Here is a 25,457-nt window from a genome sequence, read left to right on the forward strand (position 1 = left end):
AACAGCTTTTGAATAAAACCGGTAAGCATTGGTTTATCTCTGTTACGGAAAGCTGACGGCTGACCACTGACGGCTGAATGCTTACAAGTAATTAACCGGAATTGTAAATAGATTGATACTAGATTTAACCAATGGCTTCATCAAAATCAAAACGCAATGCTTCTGACTCCAAAACCTCTGGCAATCGAACTGTCTACCAGGAATTTGGCACTAGCAACGACGCTGCAGTGGAACGACCGATTCAGGAACTTCCCCCAAATCAGCAAGATTTGCGGGTACAGGCATCACGGAAGGGACGTAAGGGAAAAACCGTTACAGTAATTAGTGGATTTCAATCATCACCAGAAACCTTAACCAAGTTACTTAAACAGCTGAAAGGCCAATGTGGTAGTGGTGGTACAGTTAAAGATAATACTATTGAAATTCAAGGAAATCATACTGATAAACTAGTGCAAATAATGATTAAACTGGGCTACAAAGCTAAAGTTAGTGGTGGTTAATGGTATAAGATAAAATAAACCTGGATGTTTAAACACGGATAAACGGATAACCTAATCTTAGGTTATCCGTTTGAATTACTAATTTTAATGACTAAATTTAAATTACTAGTTTGGTAATCCTTAAAACATCGTGATCGGAACGAAGATAGGGAACTGAGGTACTTCTGAATCCAGTAACAAAGGGTCGATGATACAACTTCCAATAAATGGGACTCAGGTCATGAGCGATCGCTTTTAGGGCTTTGAGTTCTTCTGCTAGTTCCGCTGCCAGTTCATTAATCCGTTCAGCGTGGTCATAAGCTTGTTGTGTGGCTTGTTCTATTTGGTCTTCCAGGGTTAGGGGTTGACTGATGGTAAGTGCTGGCTGTAACTGCTGCTGTTTTTGTTCCAACTGGGCTTCTAAGGCTGCGATCGCATTATCGATTCCTAGTATCTCTACCGAGCGTTGGGCGTTTTCACTGGCTTGACGACGGTAGGCTTGAGCGATCGCTTCTGGAGACTGGTCTTCTAAGATAATTTCCTGGCGGGTTAGGGTATCACGTTCAGCACGTAGTGCGGCAATGCTCTGGCGAATTGCGTCAATTTCTGAGTTTATTTGCTCCATTTTTGCCTTTAGCTATGAGTTTTATACTCTTTTTATATTGAACAGTCAACAGCCCCATCCACAAGGGGATGGGGCTTGTCACTAACAGGACTTACGCCATAACTATACCAGTAAGGTGCGTTAATAACGCACTCTACTATAGGGTTTGTATTTGAGATGTAAACCTAGGAGGTCTTGTTTTTTTGTCAAATAAAACTCCGGAGCTCTTGCCCCTCTTGGTTTTTCTCTAACTTCTGGTAATCTCTTGGTGTATCAATATCAATTACACCTAATGGAAAAGGAATACTACATACTTCGTTGTAGTATTTATTGATTAATTTTTTGGCACCCACGGTCTCATCTAAGGTTGCTAGTTCAGAGAAAAATATATGTTTAAACAAAACAGGTACACCTAATGTATCTGCATATTGGCAAGCAACGATGGGTTTTCCCGTATCATGATAGGCTGCCACTAAATAATTAATAATTTCAGGAGAAAGAAACGGCTGGTCACAAACAGTAATAACTGCTGCGTCTATGGTTTCAGAACAAGTGGCAAGGGATAGAATTCCCCTACGAATTGAGGAACCCATTCCCAAATTCCAATCTAGGTTTTCAACTACCGTTACAGAAGGTTGGTTAACTTCAGAATATATCTGTTGGGCATTTGCTCCTAAAACTACTACGACAGGCTTGCAGACTGAAGCCATTGCAGTCTCTATGGTATGGCGAAGCAAGCTGCATCCCTGATAGGGTAAGAGTTGTTTAGGTCTACCCATGCGGGTTGATGCACCTGCTGCTAAGATAATAATAGCAATATTTGATTCAGTTATTTTTAGCTTTGAATTGGTTATTTTCATTTCATAATTAAAATATTAAAAAGTTAAATTCAACAACCTTTATAGTTTTTAATTGGGATTTTATTGACTTGATTTCGTTTATGAATTGGTTCCATGCGGTGTTTTAAAAAGCCACCACCACGGTTTGCTAACACAGCTTGAATTTCAGCAATGATGGATAATGCGATCGCTTCTGGTGTATCTGCACCAATATCAATGCCAACAGGAGTGTGTAACTTTTGTAGCTGTATGGGTGTACATTCTACTCCTGCTGCACGTAAATCTTGCAGTAACCTGGCAGTGCGTTGCTTTGAACCCAAACAACCCAGATAGCTGATAGCAGCAGGGATTAGCACTTTCAAAATTTCTAAATCATCGAGGTAGTTATGAGTCATGACCACAGCAATGGTGTTATCATCAATACAGATTTGCTTGTCTAGAATTTCCCTGCGGGTGAGAATCACCTGATCAGCCATGATAAAACGCTCTTGAGTTACCTCACTCCCTCGACAATCAACTATAGTGACTCGCCACCCTAAGGCTTTAGCAAACTCTGCTACAGGTACACTATCACGACCTGCACCAAAAATTATTAGATGTGGCGGGGGTTTAATCAACTCGATAAAAATATCTACTTTACCGACTGCTAATTGGTATTGATGGAAACTTGAATGTTGATTTTCCAGAGCAGCTTGAGCATCTTTGAGCAAAGCAGCAGTCAAATACTCGTCTTTAATATCAGTATTTACAGTATTATTTGATTGCAGGATTAAACGCGCCCCAACCTTAACATTTACCCTACCTTCCACAGCAATAACAGTGGCAATAATACCTTGCTGCTGGTTATAGAAACATTGATGAATAAAAGCTAAGGGGTTAAGGGGATTATCTTGATTTAGAAGCTCAATAAAGACGTTTACCACACCGTTACAACCCAGCCCAAATCCCCAGATAATGTCCTCATCAGCAGTGGTATCATAAGTGATGACTATGGGTTTTCCGTCTGGCATCGAAACGCGAGTATGCTCAAATACATCATTTTCCAAACAACCACCGCTAATGGTTCCTACCATTTTACCACTTGATGTGATCAGCATTCGCGCACCAGGTTGGCGATAGGTAGAGCCTTGAGCATTGACAACAGTAGCAAGAAATACTTGTTCATTGTTGTGTTGAATTTGGGCAAATGCTGCTATAATATTATTTAGCTCTTTCATCTTGGCTGCTGGACACTCCTGTTATAGCCAAGCTTAACAATTTGGGCTCAATGATGTAAAGTAAAAATTTTCGTGGCTTTTGTGGAGATATTTGATGAATAGAATATTGTATTATCACCAGCAATCAAACTTTTCTCGTAAAATTCGCATATTGTTAGCTGAAAAAAAATTAGATTGCGAACTCAAAGAAGTTAATCTTAAGAATAAACCGTCTGAATTTATTAAAATTTCTCCCATTGGTAAAGTCCCTGTGTTTGTAGAACAAGATGGTACAGTTATTTGGGATTCTACATTAATTGCAGAGTATTTAGACGAAACCTATCCACAACCTAGTTTTTATCCAAGTAATTATCAGGCAAAGCTTGAATGTCGTAAATGGGAAGAAATCGCTGATTATTTAGGTGATAATATCATCAATTTATGGCTTTTAAATTTGACTAATAATTTAGAGGTAACTGATTATCGAACCAAATTAGAAACGTCAATTAATCGCCTTTTACCAATTTTTGATCAACAATTAGCCCAATCTCAATACTTATTAGGCAATGACACATGGACAGCAGCAGATGTAGCAGCGTTATGTTCCTTGGGTTACTACAGCCTTCGCTTGGATAAAGATTGGGGTTCGCGGTATCCTAACTTAGGAAATTGGTTCGAGAAATTACACGAGCGTGAGTCGGTCAAGTCAACTGTTCCTATGCCGTTAAATTAAGTATGAAACTACAGGCAAGCGCACAAGAAAAAACTCAAATGGGGAAGTCATCCAAACCATTTATGGAAAAAGTGGCGATTATTGGTGCTGGACTTGGAGGTTTGGCTGTTGCTATAGCACTCCGGAAATGGGGGTATGATGTCCAAGTTTACGAAAAAGCTCAAGATTTTCGGCCCGTTGGTGGTGGTTTGGGGTTGTTACCAAATGGTTTAAATTTCCTTGATGCTATTGAACCGGGGATAGTAGAAACTATCAAAAAGTCAGGTTGTGAGGTTAGGAAAAGCGTTTTAAAGAATACTCAAGGTGAAACACTTCGCACTAACCCAGCAAGCAGATTTGATGATAAATATGGTCAGCCATTGATAACTGTTTGGTGGTGGCGTTTGCAGCAAATTATGGCATCTAAGTTACCATCTGATAGTATTCATCTTAACCATCGCTGCATCGGTTTTGAACAATACGACCGTCACGTGTCAATATATTTTGATAACGGGGAAAAGGTTAGTGCAGATTTGCTAATTGGAGGCGATGGTATAAATTCTGCCATTAGAGAAGCTTTAATTGGAGACGGTAAACCCCGCTATTTAGGAAGTATGTCTTGGCGTACTGTTATCAAATGTAACCAAGAATTACTTAATCCCGGTGAACTCGGATTTGTGAAAGGTAATCAAGAATTTATGTACCTCCTAAATGTCGGTGATGGGCATATTTCCTGGCTATATCGTAAGTTATTACCAGATTGTATTGTTTCCCAAGATGCGGCTGAGGTCAAATCTCGGGTTCTCGATCAATTAGCGGACTGGGGAGAATCATTGCGATCGCTTGTGGAAGCAACACCAGCAGAGCGCATTTTGGCCGGACCAATTTGCGACCGCTTACCGCTAAAATATTGGAGTCAAGGCAGAGTTACGTTGTTGGGTGATGCGGCTCACCCAATGGCTCCTGCTATGGCACAGGGAGCCAATAGTACGTTTGAAGACGCCTATGAACTAGCATTTTGCTGTTCCCAAGCATCGAGCATTGAAGAAGCTCTGGCTACTTATGAACACCGTCGTATACCCCGTACCCAACTGATGCAAACCCGTAGCGCTTTGGGTGAAATGCGTTACTACACAACCGATAGAGAGACTGCTAATCAGCAAATCCAGGAACAGTCACAGATGAGTAGCGAAGAATATCAAGATTGGGTTTTTAACTATAAGCCTGAGGTTAAATTCGATTATAATTATTCTAGTCTCTAGAAACAGTAAATTTTATGATTATCAAAAATCCATTAAAACAAACACAATATAAATCTAGACTAGGAATGGAAGTCCTTCCAGGATGTAACTTACTGCATCTGACCGATTCACAAAGACATGAATTAAAACAATCTCTATGGGAACATGGTGTGATTGTTGTCAAAAATCAACAGCTTACTGCATCGGAGTTAGAAGAATTTGCCATAAAAACTTTTGGAAATTTGATGTTTGGAGGTAATTCTTTTTCTTTAGACCCCGATCTCCCTCCAGATATCCAGAGCCAATATACAGCTATTTTAGGTAATCCTAAAGGATTTGATCAAGAACCTCCTGAAAAGATTTATGGAGCCCGGGTGTGGCATCAAGATAAAGATGGAGTACCCAGAAGAGAAGAATTAGATATGAATGCACTGTATGTTGTCATGCTCTACACTATAAAAGTTCCTGAAGAGGGAGAAAATGGACAACCTCACACCACAGAATATTTAGACTTAGTAGAAGCTTATAACAATCTTGATCCTAGTTATCAAAAGGAATTAGAAGGAATATCAATGTATCAAATGCCACCCATGTTTGATCGTCAAAATCTTGACTGGGATGATGTTCCTAAAAAAGTCCATCCCATTGTTTCAACTCACAAAGTTACGGGTCAAAAAGGATTATATTTGGGTTCTTGGAACACAGCAATTCCTCTGGGTATGGAAGATAAACGAGAAGAAGCCAAACAATACTGGCAAGATTTGTTTCAGACTGTTTTAAAACGCACCCCTGTATATTCCCATGTTTGGGAGCCAGGAGATATTATTTTTTGGGATAACTCACAAGTAATGCACCGGGGAACTTTCTATGATTCTACCAAATACCAGCGTATTGGATTACGGTTAGGAGTTGTGGATTGTCAATGAAATAATGTATCAGCAGTTTGACAAGTCGCTCAAGGAAAAAGAGAACAGGGAAGAGATAAGAGGGCATAGGGAATAGCGATGCGCTGGATCAAGAGGTGCGACCCGTGGCGAATTTAATTCTTAATGGGTCAAGCGCACCTAACAGGGAATTAACGTCCAAGAAGACTGTACCTCATAACTGCAATAAACTCTATATGTATGTTTATGTATGGTCTCTCTATCTGCCTGTTTTCTTATCCAAAACTCAGGTCACATTAAGTTTCAAAAGCTAATTTATCACCAAAGACTTGTTGCCAATCAGTATTAAATTTTTCAACTGCCAAAGGTATAGCCGGATGTGAAACCATTTGTTCCATTAAACCTACAGGCAAAGTAATCGCACCAACTCCTGCTTGTAATACTTCTAAAACTTGACGCGAATTTTTAAAACTAGCAGGTAATAAACAACAACTTAGATTTTGTTGTTGGACAAGTTGTTGAAGTTGCTCCACAACTGTGACACCATTTCCCCCAAAAACATCAATTCGATTTACATAAGGAGCTAAATAATCTGCACCTGCTAGTGCAGCTAAAAAACCTTGTTGAACTGTATAAATTGCCGTAGCTAATAGAGGTATCTGCTTCCGATGTAACTGTTTCATTGCCACCAGACCTATTTCCGTGGCGGGAATTTTAACCACAATATCATAGGGTAAAGCTGTTATTTTCTCAGCTTCCAAGATAATTTCATCTACAGATTGACTGATAACTTGAATGTGGTAACGTACCTCATTTCCTAGTATAGGATTTACGTCTTTAAGTAGTTGATTGACACCGATGTTGGCTTGAGCCAGAATACTGGGGTTGGTTGTTATTCCTTTAATCGGTAAGCAAGAGTGAAAACGTGCTATTTGTTCAACATCGGCACTGTCTAAATATAGTTCTAACATTATTAACTCCTGATTAAACCTTTCCTGACTGAAAATGCTCCGCAGCACAGTTATGTAAGCTTTAAGGTAAACTTTTTGATATTGAACACCAGATGATGCCAAAACCATATAGTTATGATTTGAGAATAAAAGTGATTTTGGGCAACAAATTGCTTTCGCTTCTGCTGAGCTAACCTCCAAGCAAATCATAGAATTAGCCATAGCGCAAGTCCCCAGAAAGGTATAAATCGAAACCACCCAATCCTGCTGTTAACTGCCCTCAAAAGTAAAGCCTGAAAAAGGGAAAAAAGTAATAAATCTACACAGAAAGCTAATGTAAGTCGGTTCGTCATCAATTGCTCCCCAAAATAGTTCATTCTCTCGACCAAATCTCCAAACTCTGGTCGTCCCATAACCCCCCAAACTAAGGCAATGATCCCCACTATCATTCCTGTCCAACCAAATACATGAGCTAATATTCCCTTGTTCGTTTCCTCCTTTACTGGAGGAATTGGTGTATTATAGCGCAGTGCCATATAAGGGGTAACAACAGCATTGGTTCCGAACATCGCCAGACTCCAAATGAGAATCTTGGGGAGATGATTTGTCCTTCTATCGACGAGGAGTAGAGGTAAAAACATAAAAATCCAAGCTTCGGCAAAGTTGAAGAGTGCTTCTAAGCTAGGATGAACCACTGGTGCTTCTAGATAATGAATGCCTACGAGGTTCAAAAGGGGTAAAATAAAGAAAAAATTCAGAGATTCATTTACTATTTCCTCTATAGTTTCTGGTTGAATAGCCCAAGCGGGTTCCCCTGGAATAAGTTGCCCTGGCGGAGATAGCAACAGAATGTAAATATAAGCGATCGCTATTAACCCAAATACTATAGCAAGAAACCCTTGACTTTTTGGAATCCCTTGGCCTAAGGTAGAGATTTGCCTGGTACTTTTATTTTGCCGAGGTTTCAGCAGTCGCCGTATCAGCGGAGATACCAGTCGGATGATAAAGAATGCGGCCTTCCCTGGTTTTATGGGGGGTTCAACCAGATCACGGGCTAAAACTAACTTGCCAGTTACCTCAGAAAAACGATAAAAGCTAACACCTCGTCCGTTGGGAAAGGGAATGCCGTCTAACTCAACGTGCCATAGTACTCCTACTGCCAGGGGATCCCCTGTGGTGATATCGTCAATGACAAATTTTAAATCATCCGGGATACCTTGACAGGATTCTTCCAGAAGTTGTCTGACAGCTTCCTTTCCTTTGAATGGTTGGGAAAAGTTGAGATCCTCGTAAATACACTGGTCGTCTATCCACTCCATCGCAGCGTTAACATCCCTACGATTGATTGCTTCATACATGGACTGGATCAGATTATGGGCAGGTGTGGTCATGAGATTTTAGATTTTAGATTTTAAGTAAGCATTCAGGTGTAATGTTGCCGAACGCTCAAACCCATTCCAGGAGAGAGACCCCCCTGCCACTTTACGCGGTTGTCACTGCCAAACGCAAAGAGCGCTCTGCTCGATTATTATCGGGTGGAACTTGTGGGTGGCCCTTGGAAATACTACCATTGCTGGGACTTGTGCCTCAAAGACAATAGCAACAATCCCGCAGCATGACCAGCTTTTGAACTCCAGGTCTCAATTGCCTCCTTCCCTTTTTGTCAACCCCATCACCTGAATGCTTACCCTTGAGTTTAATTTACCTTAGCTGTTCATTATAATAAAATCATATTAAGTACCATAAATAAAAAGATTGAGTAATGACCTCAGAACTCAAAGATAAAAAAGCTACAAATAACTCGCAACAATGGGAAGAAGAAAAAAAATTTACATGGACTAAACAATGGTATCCCATCACTCCGATCAGCTATCTGGAACCCTCTCGTCCGACCCCTATCACTTTGCTGGGTAAAAAGCTGGTAATCTGGAGAGACAAACATCAAAAATGGGTAGCAATGGATGATACTTGTCCTCACAAATTGGCGCAGTTATCTTTAGGAAGTATAAATGAAAATGGTAACCTAATTTGTCGTCATCATGGATGGTGTTTTGATGGGACAGGAAAATGTACAACTATCCCCATGTTGAGTGATGAAAAGGCTTTAGAAACTGCTTGTAATAGTGAGCGTTCGCAAGTAACAACATATCCTACTCAAGTGCTACAAGGATTATTATGGATATGGGCAGATAATAGTCCTACTGCTTTTGAAGATTGCACTTTAAAACAGCCTGCGGTAATGGCTGAATCTCAGCTTTATAAGTCTGAGACAGATTGGTTTATGTCAGAAGTTCCTGTTGGTTACACTGTCTCTGTTGAAAGTAGTTTTGACCCTTCTCACGCCCAATTTTTACATAAAGGAATTGCTGGATTTTCTCCAGAAAGAGCGCTTCCCATACAACAGTTTGAAGTATTTGGAGAAATGTCTGCTGAGGCTGGTTTTACGTTAAAGCATTCTGGTTACAATATTTTTAACAAAGATATGGATGCGACGCGGAATTTTACCCCACCCTGTTCTAATACAACAATCTACAAATATTCCAATGGTAAATGTGCTTTATTTCAGTTATATTTTGTGCCCACAAAACCAGGTTATTGTAAACACATTGGTAAGTTTATTATGAATGATAGTCCTCCACAAAAACGTAACTTCTGGTTTGAACTACTGCCTAAATATTTACCAACAGGGTTAAAACATTCATCTAGTTATAAGTTGAGTAACCAAGATTTATCAATGATGCACTCCCAAGCTGTTAACGAATCTATAGGGAATCAAACTTGGCAAAAGTCATATTTTATGCCTTCAGTAGCTGACGTTGGCATCGTTACTTTTCGCAAATGGTTAGATGAGTTTGCCGGTGGTAAACCGGCATGGCAGGGATTAACAGAAGCACCTTTCCAAGAATTAAGTGATGAGCAATTATATGATCGCTGGCACAGACATACAAAGCATTGCCCTAGTTGTCGGCAATCTAAGCGTGTTGATAGATAAAATCAAAGATTATTGTCTAAATTTTACCGCAGTCTTGGCAATTTTAGCGTTATTACTAATACTAATTAATCTGCAGATAAGACTAGTTTTGATCCCAGTTTTGTTGGGCATATTGAGTTTAATTTGCTCCTATAAACTAGGCTCAATTCGGGAAAGATTTATCAGCAGCATTCCCAAAAAAGGTTTACCCGTGGTTGACTTATATGAAAATTAACATGATCACATAAATATGATCACATAAACATGATCACATAACATAAAAGGCGTTAAATGCAACGCCTTCCCATTCCGTGTGTCACAACAACTTATCCGGTGTAATTGGTAAATCACGGATACGTTTACCTGTAGCATGGTAAATAGCATTAGCGATCGCAGCCGATACTCCTGTAATCCCAATTTCACCCACACCCCGCACCCCTGCGGGATTGAAGTTATAGTCGGGTTCCCCCACAAATGTCACCTGAATCCGGGGAATATCTGCATGACTGGGATAATTATAGGTAGCCAGGTCGTAAACCACAGGATAGCCAATATTGGGGTCCAAATCACAGGCTTCCATCAAGGCGTGCCCAATACCCATAATTACGGCACCTCGTATCTGAGACGCTGCAGTTTTGGCATTCATTACTCGCCCAATATTCATCACAGACACCCAACGGTTGACGCGCAAGCGGGCAATGTCTTCATCTACGCTGACTTCACAAAAATGTGCCCCCCAGGATTGGAATGCCCATTTCTTGCCCTCTTCACCGGCTGCAGAAGAGGCTGTCGCTTCAAAAGCAGCTTGTCCCGACTGATGCAGGGTGGCAAAGGCTTCTTGGGCTGTTTTCGCTTTAGCTGTCTGTAAAACCTCTTCACAAGCCGCCATCACTGCTGGTACAAGGGTTGCTGTCATTTGGGAACCACCCGCCATCCCACCATTTGGGAGTAAGGAGTCTCCCATCTCCACCCGTACCTGTTCTACAGCTAGCCCCAATACCTCGGCTGCTGTACCTGCAACAATGGTATATGCACCAGTACCCATGTCATTACCACTAGTGAGGATATGGGCAGTACCATCGACTAACAACCGCACTGTGACTGTGGCTGAACCCCGTAAAGCGGGGAAGGTTGATGCCGCCATGCCCCAACCAATCAGCTTACCATCACGGGTGAGGGAACGCACCTGTTTTGGTCTATCTTGCCACCCAAATTGTTCCGCACCCAGCCGCAAACATTCCCCGAAATCCTTGGCAGAGAAAGGTAAACCCTGGCGCTGGTGTTCCTTAGTTTCATTTTTTAACCGCAGTTCCACTGGGTCGATTTTTAACTCCCACGCCAATTCATCCATGGCTGATTCTAGTGCCCATAACCCCGGATTTTCCCCTGGGGCACGCATGAATGTAGGTGTGCCGACGTTCATCACCGCCAATTCCTGACGGGTTCGCAGATTGGGTGCAGCATACATAGCTGGTGTAATGCCTGTACAAGGTTCAGTAAAAATCTCAACTGGTGAGGTACAGGATTTAACCCCATGGTCGATCGCCATCAAGCTACCATCAGCATTTGCCCCTAAACGAATCGTTTGTTCCGTTTCAGACCGGTGTCCGGCGTTGGCGGTCATTTGCCGACGGCTGAGAACAACTTTCAGGGGACGTTGCAGTTGACGGGCAGCTGCTGCACCAAGAATGGCATGGGGACAAGGGAAGGCTTTAGAACCAAAACCCCCACCAATAAAAGGTGTGATAATACGGACTTTTTCCGGGGGAAGTCCAAACAGCTCTGCATAGGTACGCTGACTACCGATTACCCACTGGGATGGTTCGTAGACAGTCAGGGTGTCTGGATCTTGCCAGTGAGCAATGATAGCATGGGGTTCCATCGGTGCGTGTAGTTCGCTGGAAGTTGTGTAAGTAGCTGTAATCTCGGCTCCTACACCTGCCATGGCACTGGCAAAGTCCCCAGCAGCAAAATTCCCCTTCTCAAACGTCATCTGTTGCCCAAGCATGGGTGGAGCTTCGTTAAAGGTGGCTTTGCTGGTTTCTAGAATTGGTTCTTGGGTGACGTATTCTACCTTAACTAAATGGGCAGCGTGACGTGCCCGTTCAAAGGTATCTGCGACTACCAAACCAACAATTTGCCCTGCGTAGTAAATTTGGTCATCTGATAAGGGTAGTCGTGCCTCGTAGATTTTTGAGGTTAAAAAATCGTTAGCTGGTTTAGATACGGTCGGCGGGTTTTTATGAGTGAAAACCGCAATTACCCCTGGTGCTGTTGCTGCTGCTTGGGTATCAATACTTTTAATCTGCCCATGAGCAATGTTAGCAGTCACCAGATAACCATGAACTAAACCAGGAATTTGATGTTCAGCAGCGTAGGTTGCTGTCCCTGTAACCTTTGCTCGTCCATCCTTGCGGTTAATATTAGTACCAGTTACTTGATTCATGCTACCCCTCCTCCTTGAGCAGAAACCATGAGGGCGCGACGAATCGCCCGCTTTGCCAGTTCAACTTTATAACCGTTGTGAGTTAAAGGTTTGGCTAAGTCCAAGGCAATTTCTGCAGCCTCGGTAAATGTTGCTACATCCGCAGACTTACCAATCAAAAACTCTTCTGCTGCTGTTGCTCGCCAAGGCTTGTGTGCTACCCCACCCATTGCCAAGCGTGCAGCTTGGATTTGCTCCCCTTGCAAGTTTACCGCCGCCGCCACAGAAATTAAAGCAAAGGAATAGGAAGCGCGATCGCGTATTTTCAAATAAACCCCAGATTTCCCAAAGGATAAGCTCGGCAGAATCACAGCCGTAATTAACTCCCCTGGTTCTAAATTGGTGTCTTGCTCGGGTGTATTTCCTGGTAGACGGTGGAAATCTGTAAAAGGTATTTGCCTTTGCCCTTGGGCACTTGCTACTTCCACCACCGCATCCAATGCAGCTAGGGCAACACACATATCTGACGGGTGGACTGCTACACACTGCTCGCTGGCCCCAAGGATGGCGTGACTACGGTTAATTCCCGTAATTGCGGGGCAGCCTGTCCCTGGTTGCCGTTTATTACAAGCAAAGGCGGTATCGTAATAATAGGGACAACGGGTACGTTGCAGCAGGTTTCCCCCCACTGTAGCCATGTTGCGAATTTGCTGAGATGCGCCAGATAGAATTGCCCTAGCTAACATGGGATAGTTGCGGCGAATATCACTATTGTCTGCCACTGCTGTATTACTAACTAGCGCTCCCAGACGCAGACTACCATCAGCCATCGGTTCAATGTTCTGCATCTGTAACCGAGAGATATCAATCAGTTGCGATGGCTGATCTAAGAATACTTTCAGACGGTCAACTAAATTCGTTCCACCAGCAATAAACATCGAGTTTTGGTCAGCAACTGCCTGGTTTACCGCATCTAACCAGGAGGTGGCACGGGTATAGGTGAAGTTATTCATGATGCTTACTGATCCCCAGATTCACTAACCATAACCGCTGCCACAGGAGAAGGTGGTTTTTGTCCAATTACCTGCTGTACGGCTGCCACAATACCATTGTAAGCACTGCATCGGCAGAGATTCCCACTCAGTCGTTCCTTAATTTCCGCCTCGGAGAGTTCAGCTAGTTGCGGAGGACTATGCAAATCTGGTGTCACCGCGCTAACACAACCCCGTTTAACTTCCTCCAAAAGAGCCACAGAAGCGCAAATTTGCCCTGGGGTACAATAGCCGCATTGGAAGCCATCATTGTCAATAAATGCCTCCTGCACCGGATGGAGAGTATCCCCTGTTGCCAAGCCTTCAATGGTGACAATTTCTTTTCCCTCCTGCATTACAGCCAACGCGAGACAGGAATAAACTCGCTGACCCTCAATTAAAACAGTGCAAGCTCCACATTGTCCATGATCGCACCCCTTTTTACTCCCGACTAATCCCAAATATTCACGTAGGGCATCTAAGAGTGTTACACGGGGTTCAATGGTGAGGGTGTGCTGTTCACCATTAATGGTAAGAGTCACATTCATCTAGGCTTCGCCTCCTTGTAAACTTTCTCTGGCCAATTACGGGGTGGAATTTCCCTTCCTTTGTAAAATTGCCGCTCCAACTTACCCAAAGCCAACCAAACTCCCCCACTAATTAAAACAGCTACAGTCAAAATAATAACAGTAACAATAGATACCTCAGGGTGGATAAATACCAGTAACGGAAGCAATACCCAAACCAGTGCAGTCCCTACAGCTAATCCCAGCCTTAACCGTTGCAAGTTCGCTAAAGCCCCACGACAACTCGCGCATTTTTGCGTGTGGGAATGATACCTTTCTAATAGAACTTCCTTAGGTAGTGATGGTGGTAGAGTTTTTCCTGGAAATGGGTCGATACTATAATGATTCACCCAAAAACGCAACTGGAATACAAATAGGTCGGCTTTAGTTGGCAAATAAAACGCTTTATTAAAATTACCACTACCCCCTTGTTGTTCGAGATATCTTTCTTGGTAATGCCAGAAAATCTGATCATCTTCCAAAACATTATTTTGCCCAATATGGGAATACCACCGAGGAGTTAGTTTCAGAAATAACCCTAGTAATTTGGAGGAAAACTTAAAAGGAAAGCGGGCAAATAGCCGACACTCTCCCTTGCGAATGGGAGTTGCGTACACAACTGTTAGTGTCCTGCCAAACTGCTTGGAGGTGAGGTCATGCCACATCAGTCCAGGAGCAATAAAGGTCGTATCCTGTCGTCCTAGGGTTCCTTTACGGGGACCTTCTGCCCAAACCCCTTTAAATCCCCACTTCCCGGATTCTACAACCTCCAATTCCACAGGAGATACATTAGCGCGGTTACCGACACTGCGGTGGTGGGTGTAAGGAATATGACTGGGATCGAGTACATTTTCCATCAATGTTAGGGCATCATAAGGCAAATCCCGAAACGTATTCAAGCAAATCCAACCGTCCGGGTCTTCTTCTAAGGCATCAACAATGGGAACCTTAGTTTGAGCCGCATTCTCAGCTTGTCCAGGATAAACAAATAACAATCCTTGAGCAATTTTAGTCGGTAGTGAATTGACACAGGCACGTTGGGAAATTTCAGCCTTTCCCCTTTCTTTTTGCTGTGGAATGACCTCACACTGGCCTGTTCCGGAAAAAGCCCAGCCATGATAGGGACATTCTAGCCGTCCATCCTGATTAATTCTACCTTCAGACAGTGGAGCCAAACGGTGTGGACATTGATCGACAAACGCTCGCCACATCTGTTCATGCTTGTCCCACCAGAGGACAATATCCTGCTCTAACAAAGTGAAGCGAGTGGGCTGGGATTTGTCTAAATCTTCGACGTAAAAAACAGGATACCAAACTTCTTCCCAGTCAAAAAAATCTGAATTATAGCCACCTAATCCCAGTTTTTTCACTGCCTTATTTTGAGAGGTTACGGACTGTAAAACGCTGCTAGACATAGTAGGATTATTTTGTAAATTATTGGATTATTAATCAGAATAAATGTAACAAAATTTAAAAAAATAGTCAATAAAAAATTAACAATATAGGATGATATAAAGTAGCATCATCAGGACAGCTAAAATTTTCAATGATATGGTAGTCGTAGATTCAGAAAAACGTACATCAGCTAAAACAGCCTTGCGTCAAGTGCTTGCCGCTTGTGGTGGAAATACTAAGCATGAAGCCGTAATTGCTGCAATTAATCATTTATCTCAACTCAATCCCACAACAGCACCAACACGTCATGGGGAACTCCTGGATCATGAATGGTTGTTAATTAGCACACCTAATTTTCCCGGAGGAGAGCAACTGGCAGAGGGTCAGTATGCTTACACTCTCGGTCGTCTTGCGTTTAATATGTTTCAACCCACAGGATTAAAACTGGTGATTGACCGAGTTCTCCAACCTGTATTTTTGTTGGGAGATGGTCAACAGCGTAGTCATGATATCGTTGTGGAATTTACGACCGTTGATGAGTCTATGGCTCAAATCAAGGGAATTGTACGCAACCAAGGCGTTTGTTATCCCGTTAGTGATTGGGTGTTACAAGTACAATTTACAGGAGCTATTTTAGCCCCCCATCCATCAACAAATCTAAAAGATTGGCAAGCAATTTTTGGTGATCAATGCCCATCTTCACAGAAAAGTTGGACAGAAAAATTGATGTCTGGTTTTTTGAAGTTGATGTTCGGTTTAGTACCCCCCCAAGAGATGAACCCAGATACTGGAGAATTAGCATTTACCATGAAGCGATCGCCCAAAGGTCGTCTACAAATTCTCTATCTGGATGAGGAACTCAGAATAACTCGTGGGGAAAAGGGTACAGTTTTAGTCTGTGAAATTTAGTCTGTGAAATCCACAGGTGCGACCCCTCGCGAATTTAATTCTTAATGGGTGAAGCGCACCTACTAATTTTAAAAGCCATACAGCAATGGAAAATGGGGTTTATCAGACTCGCGTTTTGCCTCAAAAAAGTAAGATGCACCCGATTTGTTGGGAGCATCTCATTTTGGCAAATATATCGTTTTATTTTTGCTGTAGAATCACCATGATATAGCTATTTGCGGTATGTTTCTTCCAAAGTTAGATGCTCCTACTTGGTTTGGGGCGTTCTTTTTGTTTAACTCCCGCTAATCGCAAACAGGAACTAATCAATACTGGGTAACCCCAAGAATAGGTTGAGCCTTGGTTTTGGCTAACTGTGGCGCTGTGAAGGTACCAGAGTATAGAGGTGATTCCTCTTGAACAATGAGTGGTAAGGATTGGCGCATTTGAGCAGCAACCGCTACAGTTTTTACATCATAGGTTTGAGTGACTAGCTTCGGATAAAGACCGATCCCAATAATAGGGATTAACAGACAAGCGGTAACGAAAATTTCGCGAGGCTTGGCATCCCCTAGGTATTTCTCAATAATTATGCCAGAGTTATTTTTACCGAAAAATACCTGTCTGAGCAGTGAAAGCAGATAAATCGGAGTTAGGATTAATCCCACTGCTGCTAATAGAACGATGACTACTTTGAAAGATGAGCTGTAGACACTGCTAGTGGTGACTCCAAGAAAGACTGACAACTCACCCACAAAACCACTCATTCCTGGTAAGGCTAGGGATGCCATGGAACCAGCAGTGAAAAGGGCAAATGCTTTGGGCATTTCTTGCGCCATTCCTCCCATTTTTGCCATCGCTAGCGTATGAGTACGTTCGTAGGTGACACCAGATAGGAAGAATAAGGCAGCAGCGATTAACCCATGGGAAAGCATTTGTAAGATAGCTCCATTCATTCCTAATTCAGTGAACGAAGCAATGCCAATCAACACAAAACCCATGTGGGAAATTGACGAGTAAGCTAGTCGTCGTTTGAGATTGTCTTGGCTAAAGGCAAGCAAAGCACCGTAGATAATATTGACCACACCTAATACTGCTAGCACTGGTGCGAAGTAAGTATGGGCATGAGGAAGCATTTCTAGATTCATGCGCATCAGTCCATACCCACCCATTTTCAATAAGACCCCAGCTAATATCATCGACACTGGAGCAGAAGCTTGGCTGTGTGCATCCGGTAACCAGGTATGTAGCGGAAAAATCGGCAACTTGACACCATAGGCAATTAAGAAACCCGCATAAGCTACTAGTTCCAAAGCTATCGGGTAATGCCGATTCCCTAGGGTTTGCATGTCAAAGGTCACTGTATCTCCAGCAAACGCCATCACTAGCGCGGCGACCAGGATAAAAACTGAACCTGCTGCTGTGTAAAGAATAAACTTGGTTGCGGCGTAGAAGCGTTGTTTTCCTCCCCATATAGAAATGAGCAAGTACACTGGCAGCAACTCTAATTCCCACATTAGGAAAAACAACACTAAATCTTGAGCTGCAAACACCCCGATCTGGGCGCTATACATGAACAGCATCAAGAAGTAAAACAGACGCGGTTTATGGTTAATCTTCCAAGCCGCAACAATAGCTAAGGTAGTGACTAAGCCACTTAACACAATCAGAGGCATCGATAAGCCATCGACTGCTACAGACCAACTAATGCCAAGCTGGGGTATCCACGTATAACTTTCCCTGAGCTGAAATTCGGAATTTTGGAAATTGTAATGATGCCAAAACCCATAGATGATTAGGACAAAATCCAGAACGGCTACACCTAGGGCATACCAACGAATCATCCTCAGCCACTTGCTGGGAATGATCGGAATCACCAAAGATGCCACTAGGGGCAGCAGAATAATCGTCGTTATCCAAGGAAAATTCACGGAGACCATAGCTAAGAATAAATACCTATTGCCACATGATTTCAGTATATTAAGTAAAGTAAAGTTTTGCAAAGGTTCTTTACCAAAAAACCAAAAAAAAACTTTTTCAGTAGCCATTGCTACCGAAAAAGTAAAGAATTGTTAAAATTTTAGGTTAAGGTGGGTCACCCCCAGAACCCTTATGGTATAGGGTCATATCAAGTCAGGTGGAATACCCATAATTAGAGGGAGGGTCGGAAGTGTGGGGAGGGTGGGACGTGTGGGGAGATGGGGAGATGGCCAGATGGGGGAGATTTTTATTAAGGGTAATTATCCCGAGATGATATAAGAGGTTTGGGGTAATCAGAAGCAATTACCAACTATAACCAGCAGGGGGTCATACCATGGGATGTGGTATTAGCTACTTAATTCCAGAGCAATCTTGGTGCCTTGGCAATCTAGAGAAAGCGATCGCACTTGAGCCTGAATCCCGGCATCGGTCCAAGCTACCGCCATTGCCTCCTGAACCGCTGGTGCTTGGGACTCACTCACCAAAGCCAACAAAGTAGGACCTGCCCCACTAATCACCATGCCATAGGCTCCAGCATCCAAAGCTGCCGCCTCCACAGCGTCATAACCAGGAATCAGTTTTTGGCGATAAGGCTGATGTATCCGGTCTTGCAAACCGACCCGTAACCAATCCCCCTTACCAGACTCCAAACCCCGCAACAACAACCCCAAACTGGCCACATTCAAAACTGCATCAGCACGGCTATAGCTATCAGGCAACACCTGCCGTGCCTCCTGTGTTGAAAGCTCGAAATCGGGAATTGCCACCACCGGCACCAGATCAGAAGACCAAGCAACATCACAAACTACCCAATCCTGTTGTTGTGCTTCTGGTTCTTGGGGTCTTTGGGGTTTCATCACCAAACCTCGACCGGTCAAACGACATCCCCCCAAAAGCGCTGGAACCACATTATCAGGATGCCCCTCAATTGCGATCGCTAACTCCATTACCTCCTGCTGAGAAAGAGGTTTACCCGCTAACTGATTTGCAGCAATCAATCCTCCAACAATCGCTGTTGCCGAACTGCCCAATCCTCGTGCCAAAGGCACCCCCAAATCAATCTCTAGGTGTACCGGAGGCGGAGTTTTTCCCAGACGCTCATATAAGGTCACAAAGGCTCGATAGACAAGATTACTCTCATCTCTACTCACCTTCTTGGCTTCCACACCAGTAACATCAATCTTAAGCTTGACTGATCCAGAATTTACCGACTCCAGGCGAGTGACTTTAAACTGGTTATATACAGTTAACGCTGCGCCTATGCAATCGAAACCTGGTCCTAGATTAGCGGTAGTACCGGGCACAATAACCCTGACCGTAGAAACAACAGACATTTGACAATATTCTGAACTAAATAATCTTGCCCTAAAAATTGCTCTCCTGTCTACCTGCTTTGGTACATTTATTTACAGTTGGCTGCACGTAAGTGATTTTTTTTTGAATAAACGACACCAAGGCAGAAGTGAGAACGATTAATGATCTATGGTAATCTTGAATCAGTGTATTCTCAGCCTGTGAAAAATTCGATAAGTCGTGAGTGGAGAGCGTGCTGATAGAGCATGTTTGAAATCATCAAAGGCCGATCAGCTGCTAGGGGAGTTCTACATTAATAAAACCTGTTACTCCAAAGCCAAATTATTAAACACCTATAAAATTACAAAATTTTATAAGATACCAAGTTTTGTTAATCACTAAGCAAAATAGCTGAGCGCTTTCTGATAATGGGTAATAGGGCATAATAAATTACCTAATTAAATATAAAATATAATAGCGGTTTCCGTGGTTGAATGTTAATTGTTAAACATTGTTAAACATTGTTAAACATTGTTAAACGTTGTAGATAAAGCATAGTCCCACAAAGAAAAGGGAGTCAAGATCTATTATTTTGTTGCGGTCACAAAAAACTGAGTGGAAGCAATAGCGCGATCGCTCCTGCAAATAAATACCCTCTAAGGCTTGATCAAATTTCTCTCTAATTTCCGATAGGTTTTGACTTGCCGCAGACGCTCTAATGGTGGATAGAGAATCATCACACCTAAGGGAACTGCTGTCACTAAAATGGCGATCAGTACCAACACATTTAAAAATCCTAGTTTCAAACCGATACCTAAACTAATCCCCAAGGCTACCGATAACACAGGCACTCCTAGGGCTAAGATTTTACTAAACCCACGCTTTCGGCAGCTTTGAGCTACTCCTTCCCCTTCAAAGGCTGCCATAAACACTACCGCATCCACTGCTGCAAAGGTAGCAATCGCGCTATCCGTAGCGCGAAACTTGGCACCAAATCCAGCTACCAACAGGGCTGCTACTCCAGCAAAAAACACTGCTGCTACGGTATCCATAGCCTTTAACGGAATACTAAATCTGGCTCTGACTTTTGCTACCAGTTTCGAGACCATCCCAGATGTCACAGCCGCAGTCAATCCCAGCATTGCCACCAAGACTGAAACAAAAGTTGCGATCGCAATCCCGATTGTCCCACTGTTACTCACAATTCCCTCCCAAGCCGTAGTTTCTACCCACGTAGCTGTAGTAGCTAAGCCAATCAATAGCGCTAGGGATAGATAGGGAAGTTTTTTCGTGGCAATTGGTACCGGAGCAGTATGGATTTTCAGGGGTAAAACCTGAGTTGAGTGTTCAGCATTAGTGTGAATTAATACCTCGCGCTCATAGGTTTGGTCTGCCATCAGCTTACTGGTATCTATCGTAATGTGGCACAACCCTTGATTACCATTAACATCAGCTGTGTCCAATCGAATCCAGTCATGGAAGTAGGGAGTATGGGGTGGGTCACTGACATGGGGAGCAATTTGCCAGCGGCTTTCTAAGGCTGTGTCTGGAACTGTGTTACAAATCGTAATAGTTTTTGTCAGTTTTTCCCCTAATTTTTTAGCCCTCAACTCTAGATAAGGTTGGGATAGTTTTGCCTCTGGAATCCGGATGACGTAGATTGGCTTAAGGGCTTCTAAAGCCGTTTCAGCATCAGGAAAACGGTCTTTATGTTTCAGCTCTACCATCCTTTTCAGCCACTCCAGCCAACTCAAACTTACTTGAGGTAGACGATGCTGAAAATTGAGACAATAGTCTTCATCAATTAAAGTATTAATCGTAGTCGATGGAGTACCAGTTAGTAAACAAATCAAGGTCGCTCCTAACCCATATAAGTCTGACGCTTTACTTAGGGCTTTATCAAATAACTGTTCCGGAGCCATAAACCCGATAGTGCCTTTGGCTACACTACTCACCGCTAGTTCACTATCACCAATCCGAGCCAAGCCGAAGTCTACCAAAAAAACATTGATCGTCTCATCTACTAAGATATTTTCCGGTTTGATATCTCGATGAATGATCGGAGGAATCCGATGTTGTAGGTAAACCAGAATGTTGAGTAACCCAACCGCGATTTGCTTAATCTCCTCCGGGTCAAAACTACGAGGTACAGCCAAGGAAGGAGCATGTTTGTATTCTTGTATCAAACAACAGCCCCTAGTGGTTTGGAATGACCCTAAGTAACGGGGGATACCGGGATGATTCAGTCCCCGCAAAACTTGAATTTCCCCTTCTATGGTCTCATAGTCTGACCAGTTACTGTTGCGTTGAGCAAACTGAAACTGCTTGATCACTACCAATTGGTGATTGACCTGGTTTCGGGCTAGGTAGGTCACTCTCCCACCAGCGCGATTATGACCCAATTCCCTGATCACTTTGAAATCATGACTGGATAAGTCTAGAAAATTGCTCATGAGTCTATCGGGTACATCAGAGTCAAGCTACGCAGCAATGGGCAAGTTTTAATCGTAAGCATTCAGCCGTCAGCCGTCAGTGGTCAGTAGTCAGTAGTCAGTAGTCAGTGGTCAGCCGTTGGCCAATGGCCACTCAAGTAGCGTGCGCGTAGCGCATAAGTTGAGAGCTGAGAGCTGAGAGCTAAGAGCTGAGAACTGAGAGCTGAATGGTTACTTTTAATCCTTTCAGTTAGGCTGGGCTTACCGTGCTTCTATTTACGATAGCTTGCTAATTGGGGAACGGGAGCGACTAGATAATTTTTTTAATATGGTGGTAATGACAGGCGTTTCTACTTCTAACTGGGTTTTCCCTGATCTCCTATGAAACTGATCAAACGCACTACGCTCCATTATCAAGCTGGTAACTCAGATAAAATCTACGAAGTCGATCTCTGTGATTTCGGTAACGAGCAGTATATCGTTAACTTTCGCTATGGACGCCGTGGCAAGACCTTGAAAGAAAGTTCAAAAACTGCTCAGCCGGTAGCTTTAGCTAAAGCACAACAAGTGTTTGATCAGTTAGTTGGCTCAAAACTCAAGAAAGGCTATCAAGATGTAACTGAAGCATCAAGTAGTCAGACTCAAGAAGAGGTTAATGACTTAATTAGCAGTAACTTAGTTACCAAAGACCCACGCCATCAAGCCATTCTCAACGCGATTGCAAATCCAGATAGTAGTAAAGGCTCTAGTAAATGGTCCCAAACCCGAGCGATATGGCGGGCTGGAGAATTAAAAATTCGTGAAGCTACGCCCTTAATTATCCCTCTGATTGGCACTGATCAACCCTTAAAAGACTACTGCATTGCTTGGGCTTTAGGATGGTGTGGTGATGAGCATGTAATTCCTCATCTCCAACGCTTGTATGAAACCCCTTCAACTCCAGACTTTGTCAAGCGGATTGCTTGGGAAGCCTGGATGAAACTCTGTGATCCATCAACTCAAGAACGGTTGCGCTCTCAACAGATAGAGCAATTGCCTGCCGAATTGCAATCCCATATCGAAAGCGATAATCCTGCTGACTTCTCTAATGCCCTAGTTACCTATCTAGACAGTAACGACTATACTCGTTTTGGTGTTCTCGATACCCTATATCAAATTAATAATGCTCAAGTGCGTCCAGCACTACTAAACCTATTACGCACTGCTCCCCTACGCCCCAACTACTTCAAAGCCATTCGCCACATATTCAAGATTGCCGAATATCGACAAGATGCGGAAGTATTTGGCATTATCGCCTACCGCCTAGACACCGAGCCACCAATGTTTCGTCAGTCTTATTGGCATCGATATTACTGGGACAGAAATAGTCGCAAATATCTTCCCCGTTCCAATTACCTCGGTAGTCCTGATGCTAAACGGGCTTACAGCAACGTAACTCGTGACTATCTACGGCGGCGGGTATGGCGGACTCTCAGGAAATTGGGTGAAGAATGCGATCGCCTTTGGCACGGCAGAGCCGAACGCAATTACATAAATCTAGCCCTAGAGGTATTACTGAAATATTCTGATTCTGATGCAGTACCCGCCAGAACATCAACCTTCTATCGCTGGAACTACTCCAACGGTCGTCGCACCAGCTACACTCGCAACTGGGACAGCTATGCCGGTTACTTAACCTTTAACCATATTCTCTATACCAATAGTCCCCGTTACGTATTAATGCCCAACAGCCAGGCATGGCGTTGTCGAGACAACTACAAACCCGGTGATCCAGAGCCAGATGTCCGAGAAGAAGCCTTTCCTAAACTTTGGGAGCAACATCCAGACGCACTGCTACAGTTATTATTAGAAAGCCACTGTCATCAAGTTCATCAGTTTGCCGCCAAAGCCTTGAGGGTATGTCAGTCATTCTGTAATCAAATCGATACAGATACTGTAATCAGACTAGTTAACAAACCCTACCCAGTAACCGCTCAACTCGGCTTTGAACTAGCAACACAAAAATATAATTCCGATAATCCCGACAATCCTAACCTAGACTTATTACTTGCCTTAGCCAACTGCCAGTTTCCACCAGCTCGTACTCAAGCCCATCAGTGGATACAAGCAATACCAACTCACTTGATTACCGCCAGCCAGCTGATCATCCCTTTAGTGATCAGTCAACACTCCGATACCCGTACCTTTGCCCGTCAGTTACTGACTCAATCAATAGTAAGTGAAGCAACAGCCAAAGTATTAATCGGGCGAATGATTGCAGCAGTACTCGCACTAGAACCAACTCAAACCGATATCGGCAAAGACACTGCTCAAACCCTGCTTCTAGGTTTTACCCCCCAACTCCGGACATTGGGTATGGGAGTAGTACTAGATCTCCTCCAACACCCCATGCCAGAAATCCAGGAATTGGGAGCAAGAATCCTATTCAATCACGAAACTCCTGCCGCTGACTTACCACCCAAATTAATTGAATCACTCCTCAACGCTTCCCATCAGTCAGTGCAAGGGATTGGGGTTCAGATTTTCGGTCAACTTCCCGATCAACGGTTGCTACAAGACTACGACTTAGTATTAGCGATCGCAACCAATCAACAAGCACACTTGCGTCAAGGTATTCGTCCAGTAATTCAGCGCTTAGGAAAATTATATCCAGAATTTGTCACTCAGCTAGCCACAGAAATCATTAGCCTATTGCAGCTACCAGAAAGACATCAAGGTGTTCACCAAGATTTAGTCCAACTGCTACGAGAAGACTTACCCAGCTGGATGACTATGATTACCAAAGACAACGCGATGGAACTTCTCCAAGCCAAATCATCAGCCGCTCAAGAATTAGTAGGATTAGTACTCCAAGCTAACTATACCACTTGGGGATTAGAATTAAAAATTCCTGACATTGTTAAACTAGCCAATCATGAAATCCTATCCGTCCGTCAAGCCGCTTGGACAATGATTGAGCAAAGGCTCAACCGTATCCGTAGCAATTCTCAAGACATGTTAGCCGCAGTGCGATTACTAGAAGCAAAATGGCAGGATTCCCGAGAATTTGCTACCAAACTCTTTAGCCAACAAATTACCGAACAAGACTGGACACCTGAAGTCATGGTCAGTATTTGTGACAGTACTCGGGATGATGTTCGTCAATTTGGGCGGAATTTAGTCCTACGTACCTTTCAGCAGAGTTATGGTCAAGATTATCTGCTTAAATTTAGTGAACATCCCAGCCAAGACATGCAGCTATTTGCCACTAACTATCTAGAACAGTATGCCGTAGATAATCCCGACCGTTTGCAAGACTTAATCCCTTACTTTATCAGTATTTTGTCTCGGGTTAATCGCGGACGAATTGCTAAACAGCGCGTCTTCGCATTTCTAGAAGCTGAAGCCCAAAAAAGCCAAGCAGCTGCTAAAATAGTAGCAGAAATATTAACACGACAATCCATCACAATGGCTATTGGTGATAAAGCCCGTTCAATTCAGCTCATGCTTAAAATTCACCAAAACTATCCTACTATTCCTCTTCCTATTCAGGTTAAACCAGTATCCGAATTAAGAGGAGTGTAGGGATTTA

18 protein-coding genes and 1 pseudogene are annotated in these 25,457 nt (G+C 43.1%); 7 read left to right on the forward strand and 12 right to left on the reverse strand.

The window, feature by feature from the left end; translation table 11 throughout:
- The first annotated feature begins 131 nt into the window (after nucleotides 1-131).
- Entirely contained in the window at nucleotides 132-500 is a 369-nt protein-coding gene (locus tag F6K64_RS01835; protein WP_008184817.1) for a translation initiation factor, read from the forward strand.
- Nucleotides 501-597: 97 nt separating this feature from the next.
- Here F6K64_RS01835 and F6K64_RS01840 read toward each other — a convergent pair whose 3' ends face one another.
- The 3 genes from F6K64_RS01840 to F6K64_RS01850 all read right to left on the reverse strand — a co-directional run bounded on the left by F6K64_RS01840 (nucleotide 598) and on the right by F6K64_RS01850 (nucleotide 3,139).
- Complete coding sequence (locus F6K64_RS01840) at nucleotides 598-1,104, reverse strand: hypothetical protein (RefSeq protein ID WP_008184819.1); 507 nt, start codon at nucleotides 1,102-1,104, stop codon at nucleotides 598-600.
- Nucleotides 1,105-1,289: 185 nt separating this feature from the next.
- Nucleotides 1,290-1,943, reverse strand: a complete 654-nt coding sequence (locus F6K64_RS01845; protein ID WP_008184821.1) for a nucleotidyltransferase family protein — start codon at nucleotides 1,941-1,943, stop codon at nucleotides 1,290-1,292.
- Between the two features lie 29 nt (nucleotides 1,944-1,972).
- Nucleotides 1,973-3,139, reverse strand: coding sequence for an XdhC family protein (locus F6K64_RS01850; RefSeq protein ID WP_287264719.1), 1,167 nt, complete (start codon nucleotides 3,137-3,139; stop codon nucleotides 1,973-1,975).
- Between the two features lie 94 nt (nucleotides 3,140-3,233).
- Here F6K64_RS01850 and F6K64_RS01855 point away from each other — a divergent pair, with 94 nt between their 5' ends.
- Genes F6K64_RS01855 through F6K64_RS01865 form a run of 3 tightly spaced genes read left to right on the forward strand, consistent with a single transcriptional unit; the run spans nucleotide 3,234 to nucleotide 5,997 of the window.
- Entirely contained in the window at nucleotides 3,234-3,851 is a 618-nt protein-coding gene (locus F6K64_RS01855; protein WP_287251468.1) for a glutathione S-transferase family protein, read from the forward strand.
- 2 nt (nucleotides 3,852-3,853) lie between these two features.
- Nucleotides 3,854-5,092: an FAD-dependent oxidoreductase gene (locus F6K64_RS01860; protein WP_287263824.1), complete on the forward strand. Its 1,239-nt coding sequence runs from the start codon at nucleotides 3,854-3,856 to the stop codon at nucleotides 5,090-5,092.
- Nucleotides 5,093-5,106: 14 nt separating this feature from the next.
- Entirely contained in the window at nucleotides 5,107-5,997 is an 891-nt protein-coding gene (locus F6K64_RS01865; protein WP_008184828.1) for a TauD/TfdA dioxygenase family protein, read from the forward strand.
- A 254-nt stretch (nucleotides 5,998-6,251) separates the two neighbouring features.
- Here the strand turns inward: F6K64_RS01865 and F6K64_RS01870 are convergent, their stop codons facing one another.
- Together F6K64_RS01870 and F6K64_RS01875 are read right to left on the reverse strand one after the other, a co-directional pair.
- Complete coding sequence (locus F6K64_RS01870; RefSeq protein ID WP_502708025.1) at nucleotides 6,252-6,926, reverse strand: transaldolase family protein; 675 nt, start codon at nucleotides 6,924-6,926, stop codon at nucleotides 6,252-6,254.
- Between the two features lie 185 nt (nucleotides 6,927-7,111).
- A complete protein-coding gene (locus tag F6K64_RS01875) occupies nucleotides 7,112-8,296 on the reverse strand; it encodes a nuclear transport factor 2 family protein (RefSeq protein ID WP_287251463.1) in 1,185 nt (394 codons plus the stop codon).
- Nucleotides 8,297-8,667: 371 nt separating this feature from the next.
- On the opposite strand from F6K64_RS01875, the pseudogene F6K64_RS01885 reads away from it, so the two are divergent.
- A pseudogene (locus F6K64_RS01885) lies at nucleotides 8,668-10,111 on the forward strand (aromatic ring-hydroxylating dioxygenase subunit alpha).
- An 81-nt stretch (nucleotides 10,112-10,192) separates the two neighbouring features.
- On the opposite strand, the gene F6K64_RS01890 reads toward F6K64_RS01885, so the two are convergent.
- From F6K64_RS01890 to F6K64_RS01905, 4 genes are read right to left on the reverse strand one after another with little or no spacing between them, the layout of a single operon-like run.
- Nucleotides 10,193-12,322, reverse strand: coding sequence for a xanthine dehydrogenase family protein molybdopterin-binding subunit (locus tag F6K64_RS01890; RefSeq protein WP_287264721.1), 2,130 nt, complete (start codon nucleotides 12,320-12,322; stop codon nucleotides 10,193-10,195).
- Nucleotides 12,319-13,314 carry an FAD binding domain-containing protein gene (locus F6K64_RS01895; protein WP_287248094.1) on the reverse strand — a complete coding sequence of 332 codons (996 nt, stop codon included), beginning with the start codon at nucleotides 13,312-13,314 and terminating at the stop codon, nucleotides 12,319-12,321. The genes F6K64_RS01890 and F6K64_RS01895 overlap by 4 nt, the downstream gene beginning before the upstream one ends.
- A gap of 5 nt (nucleotides 13,315-13,319) precedes the next feature.
- Complete coding sequence (locus F6K64_RS01900) at nucleotides 13,320-13,880, reverse strand: 2Fe-2S iron-sulfur cluster-binding protein (protein ID WP_287248092.1); 561 nt, start codon at nucleotides 13,878-13,880, stop codon at nucleotides 13,320-13,322.
- Nucleotides 13,877-15,313, reverse strand: a complete 1,437-nt coding sequence (locus F6K64_RS01905) for an aromatic ring-hydroxylating dioxygenase subunit alpha (protein WP_287264723.1) — start codon at nucleotides 15,311-15,313, stop codon at nucleotides 13,877-13,879. The genes F6K64_RS01900 and F6K64_RS01905 overlap by 4 nt, the downstream gene beginning before the upstream one ends.
- 136 nt (nucleotides 15,314-15,449) lie before the next feature.
- Here F6K64_RS01905 and F6K64_RS01910 point away from each other — a divergent pair, with 136 nt between their 5' ends.
- Nucleotides 15,450-16,202, forward strand: a complete 753-nt coding sequence (locus F6K64_RS01910) for a PAP/fibrillin family protein (protein ID WP_008184849.1) — start codon at nucleotides 15,450-15,452, stop codon at nucleotides 16,200-16,202.
- 305 nt (nucleotides 16,203-16,507) lie between these two features.
- Here F6K64_RS01910 and F6K64_RS01915 read toward each other — a convergent pair whose 3' ends face one another.
- The 3 genes from F6K64_RS01915 to F6K64_RS01925 form a co-directional block, all read right to left on the reverse strand.
- The gene (locus tag F6K64_RS01915) at nucleotides 16,508-18,121 is read right to left on the reverse strand and encodes an NAD(P)H-quinone oxidoreductase subunit 4 (RefSeq protein ID WP_287264725.1); all 1,614 of its coding nucleotides are present in this window, start codon (nucleotides 18,119-18,121) and stop codon (nucleotides 16,508-16,510) included.
- Nucleotides 18,122-18,508: 387 nt separating this feature from the next.
- The gene (gene thrB / locus F6K64_RS01920) at nucleotides 18,509-19,495 is read right to left on the reverse strand and encodes a homoserine kinase (RefSeq protein WP_008184855.1); all 987 of its coding nucleotides are present in this window, start codon (nucleotides 19,493-19,495) and stop codon (nucleotides 18,509-18,511) included.
- Nucleotides 19,496-20,110: 615 nt separating this feature from the next.
- Nucleotides 20,111-21,907, reverse strand: a complete 1,797-nt coding sequence (locus tag F6K64_RS01925; RefSeq protein WP_008184856.1) for a serine/threonine protein kinase — start codon at nucleotides 21,905-21,907, stop codon at nucleotides 20,111-20,113.
- Nucleotides 21,908-22,267: 360 nt separating this feature from the next.
- On the opposite strand from F6K64_RS01925, the gene F6K64_RS01930 reads away from it, so the two are divergent.
- Complete coding sequence (locus F6K64_RS01930; RefSeq protein ID WP_008184858.1) at nucleotides 22,268-25,450, forward strand: WGR domain-containing protein; 3,183 nt, start codon at nucleotides 22,268-22,270, stop codon at nucleotides 25,448-25,450.
- Nucleotides 25,451-25,457: the final 7 nt, after the last annotated feature.

It is taken from the genome of Moorena sp. SIO3A2 (genome assembly GCF_010672265.1).
Lineage (GTDB): Bacteria > Cyanobacteriota > Cyanobacteriia > Cyanobacteriales > Coleofasciculaceae > Moorena > Moorena producens.